Origin of the sequence: Streptomyces sp. NPDC059080 (assembly GCF_042739975.1) — a bacterium.
Classification (GTDB): Bacteria; Actinomycetota; Actinomycetes; order Streptomycetales; family Streptomycetaceae; genus Streptomyces; species Streptomyces benahoarensis.
Genome location: NZ_JBHYGX010000023.1, coordinates 36,980 through 50,786, shown reverse-complemented (window position 1 = coordinate 50,786; position 13,807 = coordinate 36,980). Strand labels below are relative to the sequence as shown.

General features: G+C 71.0%; 10 protein-coding genes. 6 read left to right on the top strand and 4 right to left on the bottom strand.

The features are described 5' to 3' along the window. Positions 1–39 precede the first annotated feature (39 nt). Positions 40–828: an MIP/aquaporin family protein gene (locus tag ACFWWQ_RS19270; protein WP_384597644.1), complete on the bottom strand. Its 789-nt coding sequence runs from the start codon at positions 826–828 to the stop codon at positions 40–42. A gap of 226 nt (positions 829–1,054) precedes the next feature. After that, positions 1,055–1,819 carry an IclR family transcriptional regulator gene (locus ACFWWQ_RS19265; protein WP_384597642.1) on the bottom strand — a complete coding sequence of 255 codons (765 nt, stop codon included), beginning with the start codon at positions 1,817–1,819 and terminating at the stop codon, positions 1,055–1,057. Positions 1,820–2,055: 236 nt separating this feature from the next. Here ACFWWQ_RS19265 and metH point away from each other — a divergent pair, with 236 nt between their 5' ends. The 3 genes from metH (at position 2,056) to ACFWWQ_RS19250 (ending at position 8,453) form a co-directional block, all read left to right on the top strand. Then, entirely contained in the window at positions 2,056–5,598 is a 3,543-nt protein-coding gene (gene metH, locus ACFWWQ_RS19260; protein ID WP_384597640.1) for a methionine synthase, read from the top strand. 171 nt (positions 5,599–5,769) lie between these two features. Further along, a complete protein-coding gene (locus ACFWWQ_RS19255) occupies positions 5,770–6,471 on the top strand; it encodes an HAD family hydrolase (RefSeq protein ID WP_384597638.1) in 702 nt (233 codons plus the stop codon). Between the two features lie 374 nt (positions 6,472–6,845). Further along, the gene (locus ACFWWQ_RS19250; protein ID WP_384597636.1) at positions 6,846–8,453 is read left to right on the top strand and encodes an ABC transporter substrate-binding protein; all 1,608 of its coding nucleotides are present in this window, start codon (positions 6,846–6,848) and stop codon (positions 8,451–8,453) included. 98 nt (positions 8,454–8,551) lie between these two features. Here the strand turns inward: ACFWWQ_RS19250 and ACFWWQ_RS19245 are convergent, their stop codons facing one another. Together ACFWWQ_RS19245 and ACFWWQ_RS19240 are read right to left on the bottom strand one after the other, a co-directional pair. Beyond that, positions 8,552–9,223: a response regulator gene (locus ACFWWQ_RS19245; protein WP_384597634.1), complete on the bottom strand. Its 672-nt coding sequence runs from the start codon at positions 9,221–9,223 to the stop codon at positions 8,552–8,554. 43 nt (positions 9,224–9,266) lie between these two features. Further along, a complete protein-coding gene (locus ACFWWQ_RS19240) occupies positions 9,267–10,325 on the bottom strand; it encodes a PD-(D/E)XK nuclease family protein (protein WP_384597632.1) in 1,059 nt (352 codons plus the stop codon). 192 nt (positions 10,326–10,517) lie between these two features. Between ACFWWQ_RS19240 and ACFWWQ_RS19235 the strand changes: the two genes are divergently transcribed. From ACFWWQ_RS19235 to ACFWWQ_RS19225, 3 genes are all read left to right on the top strand, one after another. Beyond that, complete coding sequence (locus ACFWWQ_RS19235; RefSeq protein WP_384597630.1) at positions 10,518–11,816, top strand: site-2 protease family protein; 1,299 nt, start codon at positions 10,518–10,520, stop codon at positions 11,814–11,816. Positions 11,817–11,949: 133 nt separating this feature from the next. Beyond that, the gene (locus ACFWWQ_RS19230; protein ID WP_384597628.1) at positions 11,950–12,885 is read left to right on the top strand and encodes a tRNA (adenine-N1)-methyltransferase; all 936 of its coding nucleotides are present in this window, start codon (positions 11,950–11,952) and stop codon (positions 12,883–12,885) included. A gap of 190 nt (positions 12,886–13,075) precedes the next feature. Beyond that, a complete protein-coding gene (locus ACFWWQ_RS19225) occupies positions 13,076–13,654 on the top strand; it encodes a hypothetical protein (protein ID WP_384597626.1) in 579 nt (192 codons plus the stop codon). Positions 13,655–13,807 lie beyond the last annotated feature (153 nt).

Below are 13,807 nucleotides of genomic sequence, written 5' to 3'. Positions count from 1 at the left end.
AGTGATTCTGTGCGGGCGGAGTCGGTACGGGGACGCGGCTCAGGCGAAGGCCACCTGATAGATGCCACCGGCGATGGCTCCGCCAATCAGCGGGCCGACGACCGGAATCCATGCGTAGCCCCAGTCGGAGCCGCCCTTGTTCGGCAGCGGCAGCAGCGCGTGCACGAGGCGCGGGCCCAGGTCGCGGACGGGGTTGATCGCGTAGCCGGTCGGACCGCCGAGCGACAGACCGATGCCGACGACGACCAGCGCCACCAGCAGCGAGCCGATCGGGCCGACGCCCTTGCCGTTGTCGCTCAGACCCAGGTTGAGGATCGCCAGCACGAGCACGATGGTGGCGATGATCTCGGTCACGAGGTTCTGAACGGCGTTCCGGATCTCCGGACCGGTGGAGAAGATGCCGAGGACGGGGCCCGCCTTGGGAGCGGTGGCCTTGTCCACCATGCCTTCCTGGCCGTTGTGCGCGGCCAGCACCTCCGGGTCGGACAGGTGCGCCCGGAACTGTCCGTAGTAGGTCAGCCAGACCAGCACCGCGCCGATCATGGCGCCGAGCAGCTCACCGGCGAAGTACACCGGCACCTGGTTCCACTCGATGCCGCCCTTGATCGCGAGGGCGAGGGTCACCGCGGGGTTGAGGTGCGCGCCGGACTTCGCGGCGATGTACGCGCCCGCGAGTACGGCGAAGCCCCAACCGAAGGCGATGGCGACCCAGCCGGCCGCGTACGCCTTGGAGCGCTTGAAGGTGACGGCGGCGCAGACGCCACCGCCGAGCAGTATCAGAACAGCGGTACCTATGGTCTCGCTGAGGAAGATGTCGGAGCTGGACACCCGCGACTCCTTTGTCCTTCGTCCAGGGGAAGGCGAACCCCGGGTCTCCGGTGGTCCGCGCCCTCCGAGAGGGCTGTGGTCGGCCCCGCGGCATTGCCCACCATAACGAATACTGTCGTGTGGTGTTCGACAATGCCGACCGACGAACGGCAGTTTTGTTCACCTGTTTGATGACGTCAAGGGTTCTGTGGCGAAAAAGTCACGTGAACAATCAGTGGCAATACGGTCAGAACCGGCCTGCGCCCAGGTCCCTGGACACAGCCCGTGCGCAATCCCTGACAGCAGCGACGATTTCCGGCCGCACCACGCCCTCCTGGCACACCCGCTCCACGGCCCCGGTGATGCCCACCGCACCCACCGGCATCCGTCGCCGGTCGTGCACCGGAGCCGCCACCGACGCCACGCCCTCCCAGGTCTCCTCGACGTCCGCGGCCCAGCCTCGCGCCCGGGTCAGCTCCAGCGTCGTCTCGAACGCGTCCGCCCCGGTCACCGTGTGCGGGGTCAGCGGCTCCCGCGCCACCTCCGCGACCTCGCTGTGCGCCACCGGGTCGTACGCGCACAGCACCTTGCCCAGCGCCGTGCTGTACAGCGGGTGCATCGCGCCCACCTCCAGGACCTGGCGGCTGTCGTCCGGCCGGAAGACGTGGTGCACGATCAGCACGCCCTGCTGGTGCAGCACGCCGAGATAGGCGCTCTCGCCGCTGGAGCGCGCCAGGTCGTCGGTCCACACCAGGGCGCGGGCCCGCAGCTCGTGGACGTCGAGATAGCTGTTGCCCAGGCGCAGCAGTTCCGCGCCGAGCTGATAGCGGCCGGAGGCCGGTTCCTGCTCGACGAAGCCCTCCTGCTGGAGGGTGCGCAGGATGCCGTGGGTGGTGCCCTTGGCCAGGCCGATCGCGGAGGAGATGTCGGACAGCCCCAGCCGCCGTTCCCCGCCGGCCAGCAGCCGCAGTACCGCGGCAGCTCGCTCCAGCGATTGGATGGTGCGTGCCATCGGACAACCTCCAAGATGCGGGTTCGACAATGCTGAACGATATCGGTCGATGCCGAACCGCGGGAGGGCCGCCGAGCCCTTGACGATCATGGCCGGTGTACGCCGGTCCGGGGCCGTGGGCTGTCCAGGCCCTGGAACGGGGAACACCTGTCCCGGACCGCCAGCTAGGCTGGCGGCGTGCGCCGTCCACCGGGGGGCGCAAAGCCGACAGCCGTCGCAACCAGGGGAGCACCTCCATGGCCTCGTACACGTCCACGTCCTCCAGCGCGTCCCGCGTCGCTTCCTTCCGTGGGGCGCTGGCCTCACGGGTGGTGGTCGCCGACGGGGCGATGGGCACGATGCTGCAGGCGCAGGATCCGTCGATGGAGGACTTCCAGCAGCTGGAAGGCTGCAACGAGGTCCTCAACATCACCCGGCCGGACATCGTCCGCTCGGTGCACGAGGAGTACTTCGCGGTCGGCGTCGACTGCGTGGAGACCAACACCTTCGGCGCCAACTTCGCCGCACTGGCCGAATACGACATCGCCGAGCGCGTCTTCGAGCTTTCCGAGGCGGGCGCCCGCATCGCCCGCGAGGTCGCCGACGAGTTCACCGCCTCGACGGGGCAGCAGCGCTGGGTCCTCGGCTCGATGGGCCCCGGCACCAAGCTGCCCACCCTCGGGCACGCCCCGTACACCACCCTCCGCGACGCCTACCAGCGCAACGCCGAAGGCATGATCGCCGGCGGCGCCGACGCGCTCCTGGTCGAGACCACCCAGGACCTGCTCCAGACGAAGGCCGCCGTCCTCGGCGCCCGCCGCGCTCTGGCCGCCACCGGCACGAATCTGCCGGTCATCTGCTCCGTCACCGTCGAGACCACCGGCACCATGCTGCTCGGCTCCGAGATCGGCGCCGCGCTCACCGCGCTGGAGCCGCTCGGCATCGACATGATCGGCCTCAACTGCGCCACCGGCCCCGCCGAGATGAGCGAGCACCTGCGCCACCTCGCCCGCCACTCCCGCGTCCCGCTCTCCTGCATGCCCAACGCGGGCCTGCCGGTCCTCGGCAAGGACGGCGCCCACTACCCGCTGACCGCTGCGGAACTCGCCGACGCCCAGGAGACGTTCGTCGCCGAGTACGGCCTCTCCCTCGTCGGCGGCTGCTGCGGCACCACCCCCGAGCATCTGCGGCAGGTCGTCGAGCGGGTCCGCGGCCTGACCCCGCCGCCCCGCGACCCGCGCCCCGAGCCCGGCGCCGCCTCCCTCTACCAGACCGTCCCCTTCCGGCAGGACACCTCGTACCTAGCGATCGGCGAGCGGACCAACGCCAACGGTTCGAAGAAGTTCCGCGAGGCGATGCTGGCGGGCCGCTGGGACGACTGCGTGGAGATGGCCCGCGACCAGATCCGCGAGGGCGCCCACATGCTCGACCTCTGTGTCGACTACGTCGGACGGGACGGCGTCGCCGACATGGAGGAGCTGGCGGGCCGCTTCGCCACCGCCTCCACCCTCCCCATCGTCCTGGACTCCACCGAACTGCCGGTGCTCCGCGCCGGACTGGAGAAGCTGGGCGGCCGCGCCGTCATCAACTCCGTCAACTACGAGGACGGTGACGGCCCCGAGTCCCGCTTCGCCAAGGTCACCGCGCTCGCCGCCGAGCACGGCGCGGCGCTCATCGCGCTGACCATCGACGAGGAGGGCCAGGCCCGTACCGTCGAGCACAAGGTCGCCATCGCCGAGCGCCTCATCGCCGACCTGACCGGCAACTACGGGGTGCATGAGTCCGACATCCTCATCGACACCCTGACGTTCACCATCTGCACCGGCCAGGAGGAGTCCCGCAAGGACGGCGTCGCCACCATCGAGGCCATCCGCGAGCTGAAGCGCCGCCACCCGGACGTCCAGACCACCCTCGGCCTCTCCAACATCTCCTTCGGTCTCAACCCGGCCGCCCGCATCCTGCTCAACTCCGTCTTCCTCGACGAGTGCGTCAAGGCCGGACTGGACTCGGCGATCGTGCACGCCAGCAAGATCCTGCCGATCGCCCGCTTCGACGACGAGCAGATCACCTGTGCCCTCGACCTCATCCACGACCGCCGCGCCGAGGGCTACGACCCGCTGCAGAAGCTCATGGCGCTCTTCGAGGGCGTCGACACCAAGTCCCTCAAGGCGGGCAAGACCGAGGAGCTGGCCGCGCTGCCGCTCGAAGAGCGCCTGGCCCGCCGCATCATCGACGGTGAGAAGAACGGCCTGGAGGCCGACCTCGACGAGGCGCTGCGCGACACCCCCGCCCTCGACATCGTCAACAACACCCTCCTGGAGGGCATGAAGGTCGTCGGCGAACTCTTCGGCTCCGGCCAGATGCAGCTGCCGTTCGTCCTGCAGTCCGCCGAGGTGATGAAGACCGCGGTCGCCCACCTCGAACCGCACATGGAGAAGCTCGACGACGGCGAGGGGGTGGGCAAGGGCACCATCGTCCTGGCGACCGTCCGCGGCGATGTCCACGACATCGGCAAGAACCTCGTCGACATCATCCTCTCCAACAACGGCTACAACGTCGTCAACCTCGGCATCAAGCAGCCGGTCGCCGCGATCCTGGACGCCGCCGAGGAGCACCGCGCCGACGTCATCGGCATGTCCGGCCTGCTGGTCAAGTCCACGGTGATCATGAAGGAGAACCTGGAGGAGCTGAACCAGCGCAAGATGGCCGCCGACTACCCGGTCATCCTCGGCGGCGCCGCCCTCACCCGCGCCTACGTCGAACAGGACCTCCACGAGATCTACGACGGCGAGGTCCGCTACGCCCGCGACGCGTTCGAGGGGCTGCGCCTGATGGACGCGCTGATCGCCGTCAAGCGCGGCGTCCCCGGCGCCACCCTGCCCGAGCTGAAGCAGCGCCGCGTCCCCAAGCGCCCTGTGACATCAGCGGCTGGCGCCGCGGGCGCCGCCGTGGAGGTGGAGGAGCCCGAGGGCTCGGTCCGCTCCGACGTCGCGATCGACAACCCCGTCCCCGCCCCGCCGTTCTGGGGCACCCGCGTCGTCAAGGGCATCCAGCTCGCCGACTACGCCTCCTGGCTGGACGAGGGCGCCCTCTTCAAGGGCCAGTGGGGCCTCAAGCAGGCGCGTACCGGCGACGGCCCCGGCTACGAGGAGCTGGTGGAGACCGAGGGACGGCCGCGGCTGCGCGGCTTGCTGGACCGGCTCCAGACGGAGAACCTGCTGGAAGCCGCCGTCGTCCACGGCTACTTCCCGTGCGTCTCCAAGGGCGACGACCTCATCCTGCTCCACGAGGACGGCACCGAGCGCACCCGCTTCACCTTCCCGCGCCAGCGCCGCGGCCGCCGCCTGTGCCTCGCGGACTTCTTCCGCCCGGAGGAGTCCGGCGAGACCGACGTCGTCGGCCTCCAGGTCGTCACCGTCGGCTCCCGCATCGGCGAGGAGACCGCCAAGCTCTTCGCTGCCAACTCCTACCGCGACTACCTCGAACTGCACGGCCTCTCCGTCCAGCTCGCGGAGGCGCTGGCCGAGTACTGGCATGCCCGGGTCCGCGCCGAGCTGGGCTTCGGAGGCGAGGACCCGGCCGACGTCGAGGAGATGTTCGCCCTCAAGTACCGCGGCGCCCGCTTCTCCCTGGGCTACGGCGCCTGCCCGGACCTGGAGGACCGCGCGAAGATCGCCGATCTGCTGCAGCCGGAGCGCATCGGCGTCCAGCTCTCCGAGGAGTTCCAGCTCCACCCCGAGCAGTCCACCGACGCGATCGTGATCCACCACCCCGAGGCGAAGTACTTCAACGCCAGGTGAGCGCCCGGGCCGTCCGTCACCCGAACGGCGGACGGCCGCTTCCGCGACACCCTACGGACCGGCGCGCATAGTCGTACACTGGTCGGTCCGGTAGCGGCCGGTCATCACCCCACTCCGGGGCGGTGGCCGGCCCTTTTGTCCCTCAGGGGACGTCCTCACGGAGGTGGACGGATGACCAGCAGCATCCCCGCGGCCGACTCCCGGGCGGCGAAGGGCGCCACCCTCCAGGCAGTCTTCCTCGACCTGGACGGCACGCTCGTCGACACCGAGGGCTTCTGGTGGGAGGCGGAGTCCGAGGTCTTCGCCGAACTGGGACACATCCTGAACGACACCCATCGCGAGGTCGTCGTCGGCGGTCCCATGACCCGCAGCGCCGGATATCTGATTCAGGCCACCGGCGCCCAGATCGGCCTGGCGGAGCTGAGTGGCCTGCTCAACGCCCGGTTCGCCGCCCGGATCGGCCGCGGGGTGCCGCTGATGCCCGGCGCCCGCCGGCTGCTGGCCGATCTGGCCGCCCACGGCGTGCCCACGGCCCTGGTCTCCGCCTCGCACCGCGCCATCATCGACCGCATGCTGCACTCCCTGGGCCCGGCCAACTTCCATCTGACCCTCGCCGGTGACGAACTGGAACGCACCAAGCCGCACCCGGATCCGTATCTCACCGCGGCCGCCCGGCTGGGCGTCGACCCGGCGCGGTGCGCGGTGGTGGAGGACACCCTCACGGGCGTGCGCGCGGGCGAGGCGGCCGGGTGCCGGGTCGTCGCCGTGCCGTCGGTGGTGCCGGTGCCGCCTGCCGCCGGGCGGACCGTCGTCCGGTCACTCGAAGAAGTTGATCTTTCTTTTCTCCGGGCCCTCATCACGGAAAGCAATTGACGCATGCACTGAGCGTTCCGCCGGGAAAGCAGGCAGAACTCAGGGCAGCGGTCCGCTCATTTTCCGTGACGTATACCCTGGCTGAATTCCCGCATTGTCGCTGCCGTTGGGGCGCGTGACGTTTCTCACGTGCCCCGGCGTCGACAGGTCTCCCGACGGGTGTTCCAGGGGGGTCCGGGGGCCTGGTGCACGGGGGTAAGTGTCCGGATTCATGGGGTGACGTGCAGTTCGTTCCGACGTCCGGTAATCGGAGATCCATGTGCTGTTATCCGGTGTCCCTATAACGGCAACTCCGTTGCGGCCCGGACGCGATGGCTGTTCCTACTAATGTCGACGCGAGCAACACCTCTGCGCTGATAAGGAACCTGCCGACGATGAATCGCAAGACCTTGGTGCTGCCGGCCCTGGCCGGTCTGCTCGCCCCCGTACTCGCGGCCTGTGGCGGCCCGGACGGCGCGGGCGGGAGCGGCGATCCGATCGTCGTCGGGGTCGCCACGCAGATGGAGGCCACCAAGGATGCCCCCGCACCGTTCGACCCGGCGCAGGCGTACGACGTCGACGCGATGAACGTGCTGCGCGGCACCCTCCAGACGCTGCTGCGCCTCCCCAGAACCGGCACCACTCCGGTGCCCGAGGCGGCCAAGACCTGTGGTTTCCGTGACACGCGGAACGAGCAGTACCGGTGCACCCTGCGCAGCGACCTGAAGTTCTCCAACGGTCACCCGCTCACCGCGCAGGACGTGAAGTTCTCCATCGACCGCGTGCAGAAGATCAACTACGCCAACGGCCCGGGCACGCTGGTCAACGACATCGACAAGGTCGAGACGCCCAGCGACACCGAGGTGGTCTTCCACCTCAAGAAGCCGGACGCCACCTTCCCGCAGAAGCTCACCACACCGGCCGCCGGCATCGTCGACCACCAGGTGTACCCCGCGGACCGCCTCCGCAGCGGCTTCGACCTCGTCGGCTCCGGCCCGTACACGCTCAAGGCGGAGCACAGCGGCGAGCGCGTCACCAAGATCGTCTTCAGCCGGAACCCCGGCTACAGCGGCGCGGTGAAGCCGCTGAACGACAAGGTCGAGATGCGGTTCTTCCCCAGCTCGTCCGCGATGGAGAAGGCGCTGCGCAAGGGCCAGATCGACCTGATGAACCGTGGGCTGTCGCCCGCTCAGGTCAAGGGCCTGCAGAACTCCCGGAACGAGCACATCACCCTCCAGGAGATGCCCGGCCAGGAGATCCGCTACCTCGCCTTCAACACCAAGGACCCGTCGGTCTCCAACCCGGCCGTCCGCCAGGCGATGGCGCAGCTCGTCAACCGCTCGCAGATCCTGCGCGACGTCTACTCCTACGTCGGCGACCCGCTGTACTCCCTGGTGCCGACCGGCCTCACCGGCCACATCAACTCCTTCTTCACCAAGTACGGCAACCCCAGCGTCCCGGCCGCCCGCCAGATCCTGGAGCAGGCGAACATCAACACCCCGGTGAAGGTGACCCTGACGTACACCGAGAACCACTACGGCGCCAGCACCGCCAAGGAGTTCGCGGCCCTGAAGCAGCAGCTCAACGCCAGCAAGCTGTTCGACGTCGACATCAAGGGCGTCGACAACTGGCAGCAGTTCCGCACCGAATCCTCGAACGGCAAGTACGCCGTCTACGGCATGGGCTGGTTCCCCGACATCCCGGACGCCGACAACTACGTCGGCCCGTTCCTCGGCAAGGGCAACTTCCTCAACTCGCCGTACCGCAACGCGAAGATCGAGACGCAGCTGATCCCCGGCACCCGCCAGGAAACCGACCGCAACGCCGCGGGCGCCGGTTTCAAGGAGATCCAGAACATCCTCGCCGACGACGTCCCGATCCTCCCGCTGTGGCAGGGCAAGCAGTACGTCGCCGCCCGCGACGACATCACCGGCGTGGAGTGGGCGCTCAACTCCTCCTCGGCGCTGCAGATCTGGGAGCTGGGCCGCGGCGTCTCCGACTGACCCGCACGACACAGGCGGAGGGGCCGGTCCGGGACATCCATCCCGGACCGGCCCCTCCGGCCGTTCCACGCCGCCCCGGACCGGGGCCCGCGCCGCCGCTACTGGGCGCCGGGGCGCACCAGCCCGCTCTCGTACGCGTACACGGCGGCCTGCACGCGGTCGCGCAGCCCCAGCTTCGTCAGCACATGGCCCACATGCGTTTTGACCGTCGTCTCGCTCACGAAGAGGTCCGCGGCGATCTCGGCGTTCGACAGCCCGCGCGCGACCAGCCTCAGCACCTCCACCTCGCGGTCGGTGAGGGTGTCCAGGGTGTCCGACGCCGCCTCCTCACCGGACGGCAGATGCCCGGCGTACTTGTCGAGCAGCCGACGGGTGATGCTCGGCGCCAGCATCGCCTCGCCCGCGGCCACCACCCGGATCGCCTGTACCAGCTCGTGCGCCGGGGCGTCCTTGAGCAGAAAGCCGCTGGCGCCCGCGCGCAGCGCCTCGACGACGTACTCGTCGAGATCGAAGGTGGTCAGCACCAGCACCTTCGCCGGGCCGTCCTTCGCTGGGCCGGTGATCTGGCGCGTGGCCTCCACGCCGTCCATCCGCGGCATGCGGATGTCCATCAGCACCACATCGGGCTGGAGCGCCCGGACCTGCTCCAGTGCCTGCAGGCCGTCACCGGCCTCACCGACGACCGCCAGATCCTGCTCGGCCTCCAGGATCATCCGGAAACCCGTACGCAGCAGCGGCTGGTCATCGACCAGCAGGACGCGGATTGCCACCACTTCTCCTTTGTTGGACCGGCCCCATTCTGCCCTGCTCCGGCTACGCGCCGTCCGCCGGGCGGATCTCCAGCGGATACACCGGGGGAGTGCCGCCGAACTCCGGGCAGTGCGTCTGGTGGTCGCACCAGCCGCACAGCTTCGTCGGCCGCGGCCGCCATTCGCCCGTCGCCGTGGCTGTCCTGATCGCCTCCCACAGCGCCAGCAACTTCCGCTCCACGGCGAGCAGTTCACTCTCGCCCGGGTCGTACGTGATGACGTCGCCGCTGCCCAGATAGACGAGTTGGAGCCGCCGCGGTACCACCCCGTGCAGCCGCCACATCACGAGCGCGTAGAACTTCATCTGGAACAGCGCGCCCTCCGCGAACTGCGGCCGCGGCGCCTTGCCGGTCTTGTAGTCGACGATCCGGACCTCACCGGTCGGCGCGACGTCCACCCGGTCGATGAACCCGCGCAGCCGCAGCCCCGACTCCAGCACCGTCTCGACGTACAGTTCCCGGTCGGCCGGCTCCAGGCGGGTCGGATCCTCCAGCGTGAACCACCGCTCCACCAGCGCCTCGGCGTCCGCCAGCCACCCGTTCAGCCGCTCGCCCGCCGGGTCGTCGGCGAAGAGCTCCGCCAGCTCCGGCCGCTTGGCCAGCAGCTTCTCCCACTCACCGGCCACCATCGCCCGCGCGCCGCCCGCCGTACGCTCCGCCGCGGGTGCGTCGAACAGCCGCTCCAGCACCGCGTGCACCACCGTGCCCCGCGTCGCCGCCGCGCTGGGCTGCTCCGGCAGCTTGTCGATCACCCGGAAGCGGTAGAGCAGCGGGCACTGCATGAAGTCGCTCGCCCGCGACGGCGACAGCGCCACCGGCGGCCCGGGCCGCCTCGATCGCGCGACGGACTCCTCCGCCACAGCCTGCGGACCGGCGGCATCCGCCGGTGGCCCGACGGCCCCTGACTGCGGGCCGATCGCAGCCGCCCGCGGCCCGTCCGCCGACGCGCCGTGCCCGGCCGCGACCGCCCCGTCCGCCGACGGTGTCTGAGGTCCGTCCGCCGCCCCCTGCGTGCGCGGCCCGTGCGTCGCGTCCGCCCCGGCATTCTCGGTGCTCGTTCCCATGAGACCCGACCCTACGGGCCGCCACTGACAACGCCCCCGCCGCAGGACGCCGCCACGGCACCGGCGACGCCCCCACGACGGATCCGCGGCGGCGGTTCGGCATACCATCGACGGCAGAAACCCTTTGCCCTGCACGATCGAAACGATCAGGCCGAGCAGGCGCGAAGGCCGCAATTCCGACGAGGGGACGCCGTGGACGACAGCGGGAAGCCGCAGGACCCCAAGGAGCCGCAGGGCCCCGAGGAGCCTCGGTCGCACCGGCCGGCCGAGCCGCGCCGGAACCCCGGGGCCGGTCCGCGCCGCCCGGGCGGCAAGGCGCCGAAGCCCGGCCGCCCCAAGGGCACCGGCGGCGGCATCCTGATGGGCCGCCCCTTCGGCGTGCCCGTCTACGTAGCCCCCAGCTGGTTCCTCGTCGCCGCGCTGATCACCTGGGTCTTCGGCGGCCAGCTCGAACAGGTCCTGCCGGAGCTGGGCGCCGCCCGCTACCTCGTCTCGCTCTTCTTCGCGGTCGCCTTCTACGCCTCGGTGCTCGTCCACGAACTGGCCCACACCATCGCCGCCCTCCGCTTCAAGCTGCCGGTGCGCCGCATCCAGCTGCAGTTCTTCGGCGGGGTGTCGGAGATCGAGAAGGAGACCGAGACGCCCGGCCGGGAGTTCGTCCTCGCCTTCGTGGGTCCGCTGCTCTCCCTCGTCCTGGCCGGTGTCTTCTACGGCGGCATGCTGCTGGTCGAGCCGCGCACGGTGCCCGGCGTTCTGATGGCCGGCCTGATGATCTCCAACCTCATCGTGGCGGTCTTCAACCTCCTGCCCGGACTGCCCCTCGACGGCGGCCGGATGCTGCGCGCCGTCGTGTGGAAGGTCACCGGCCGCCCCATGAGCGGCACGGTCGCCGCCGCCTGGGTGGGCCGCGCGCTCGCCGTCACGGTCCTCATCGGTCTGCCCCTGCTGACCCACTCCGGTGCGCTCGGCACCCCGCCCGCCGACATCACCGGCACCGACTCCCTCACCGACGCGCTGCTCGCCGCCGTCCTCGCCGCCATCATCTGGACCGGCGCGGGGAACAGCCTGCGCATGGCCCGCCTGCGCGAACGCCTCCCCGGCCTGGGCGCCCGGACCCTCACCCGGCGTGCGGCGCCCACCCCGCCCGACACCTCGCTCGCCGAGGCGCTGCGCCGCGCCAACGATGCGGGGGCCCGCGCCCTCGTCGTCGTCGACCCCGAGGGCGGGCCCACCGGCATCGTCCGCGAGGCCGCCATCGTGGGCGTACCGGAACACCGCCGCCCCTGGGTGGCGGTCGGCACGCTCTCCCAGGACCTCAAGGACGGCATGCGGGTCCCGGCCGATCTGTCCGGCGAGGAGCTGCTGGAGCACCTCCGCACCACCCCGGCCAGCGAATACCTCGTCGTCGAGGAGACCGGGGAGATCTACGGCGTCCTCTCCGCCGCCGACGTCGAGCGCGCCTTCGTCACCGCGATGGCCCGCCACTCCTGACCCCCGCGCGGGCCCCGGCGGCCGGCCCCGGCGGCTGGCCCCGGCCCCGGCCCCGGCCCGCCCGCCGGTGCCCGGGGCCGCCTCCGGGCGCCCGCTGGTCCGGGGCACGCCCCAGGGCCGGTAGGCTGGTCACATGTCCGAACCGACCGGTGCCGCCCGCCGTCGCGGGCCCTTCAAGGTCGGGGACCAGGTCCAGCTCACCGACCCCAAGGGACGCCACTACACCTTCACGCTCGAAGAGGGCAAGAGCTTCCACACCCACAAGGGAGCCTTCCCCCACGACGAGCTGATCGGTGCTCCCGAGGGCAGTGTTGTCCGTACCACCGGGAACGTCGCCTACCTCGCGCTGCGCCCGCTGCTCCCCGACTACGTCCTGTCCATGCCCCGCGGCGCCGCCGTGGTCTACCCCAAGGACGCGGGGCAGATCCTGGCGATGGCCGACATCTTCCCCGGCGCCCGCGTCGTCGAGGCGGGGGTGGGATCCGGCTCGCTGAGCAGCTTCCTGCTCCGCGCCATCGGCGACCAGGGAATGCTGCACTCCTACGAGCGCCGCGCCGACTTCGCCGACATCGCCACGCAGAACGTCGAGCGGTACTTCGGCGGTCCGCACCCCGCGTGGACGCTCACCGTCGGCGACCTCCAGGACAACCTCTCCGACACCGACGTCGACCGCGTCATCCTGGACATGCTCGCCCCCTGGGAGTGCCTGGAGGCCGTCTCCAAGGCGCTCGTCCCCGGCGGCATCCTCTGCGCGTACGTCGCCACGACCACGCAGCTGGCCCGCACCGTCGAGGCGATCCGCGAGCACGGCACCTTCAACGAGCCGTCGGCCTGGGAGACCATGGTCCGCACCTGGCACGTCGAGGGCCTGGCCGTCCGCCCGGACCACCGCATGATCGGCCACACCGGCTTCCTGCTCACCGCCCGCCGCCTCGCCGACGGCGTCGAGCCCCCGCTGCGCCGCCGCCGCCCCGCCAAGGGCGCGTACGGCGACGACTACACCGGCCCCGGCTCCACGTCGGGCGGCGCCGCCAAGGACGCCTCCGGCCCGGCTGCCGAGCGCGGCTGACGACTGGTTTCGGCCACCGAACAACCGGGCGCCGCCGATGAGTTCCCTCCGGGGAACCGTCGGCGGCGCTCTTTCGTTTCTGGTGTGTTCCCGGCGTGAAACTCGGGTCCCGCTGGTTCCTCGGAGTCCCGTCCTGTGGAACGATGCTGGGCACTCCCACCGCCACAGCACTTCACAGGAGTTACCCCGCGTGCAGCCCTTGGCAGGCCAGGACCTTTCGCACACCCAGCCCCGCCCCATGCACTGGCTCACCACAGCCACCGCCATCGCCGCGGTCATCGCCGTCGGGTCCTTCGTCCAGCCTCCCGATGCGACCGCCACCACCGCTTCCGCGAAGCCCGGCCGCACCGCGACCGCCCCCGACGCGCACGCCGTGACCTTCCCCCTCGACTGCGGGCCCAACCGCCCCGATGTGGTGAAACAGGTCTCCGGCGACCTCGATGGCGACGGCATCACCGAAACCGTCGCCACCGTCCGCTGCCACAGCGACACCGGCACCCCGCCCAGCGGCGTCTACGTCCTCGCCCGGACCTCCGACGCCAAGGCCGCGCCCCGCATCGTGGCGACCCTTCTGGATCCGTCCCGGAAGCTGAGCGTCCAGGACCTCGCCCTGCACGACGGCACGGTCTCCGGGACGCTCCTGGGCTACTCCACGATCGACGTGCCGCGCTGCTGCCCCGACGTCCGCACCGACACCAAGTGGCGCTGGCAGGACGGGAAGTTCCTCCGCACCGACGATCAGGAGGCGCTGGGCACCGCCCGCGTCTGAGCCGTCACCGTACGGCCCGGCGCCGTACGGGAACCGGGCCGGCGCGGGGGCCCGTCCGGACAGCGGAAGGGGGGGGGGGGGGGGGGGGCGCCCCCCCCCCCCCCCCCCCCCCCCCCCCCCCCCCCCCCGGGCGGGGGCCCCCCCCCCCCCCTA

What these genes read in the sequence shown, in the direction of transcription:
- ACFWWQ_RS19255 (WP_384597638.1), top strand. Translation starts at nt 5,770, where the DNA reads ATGACCAGCAGCATCCCCGCGGCCGACTCCCGGGCGGCGAAGGGCGCC.
- ACFWWQ_RS19240 (WP_384597632.1), bottom strand. Translation starts at nt 10,325, where the DNA reads ATGGGAACGAGCACCGAGAATGCCGGGGCGGACGCGACGCACGGGCCG.
- ACFWWQ_RS19265 (WP_384597642.1), bottom strand. Translation starts at nt 1,819, where the DNA reads ATGGCACGCACCATCCAATCGCTGGAGCGAGCTGCCGCGGTACTGCGG.
- ACFWWQ_RS19250 (WP_384597636.1), top strand. Translation starts at nt 6,846, where the DNA reads ATGAATCGCAAGACCTTGGTGCTGCCGGCCCTGGCCGGTCTGCTCGCC.
- metH (WP_384597640.1), top strand. Translation starts at nt 2,056, where the DNA reads ATGGCCTCGTACACGTCCACGTCCTCCAGCGCGTCCCGCGTCGCTTCC.
- ACFWWQ_RS19230 (WP_384597628.1), top strand. Translation starts at nt 11,950, where the DNA reads ATGTCCGAACCGACCGGTGCCGCCCGCCGTCGCGGGCCCTTCAAGGTC.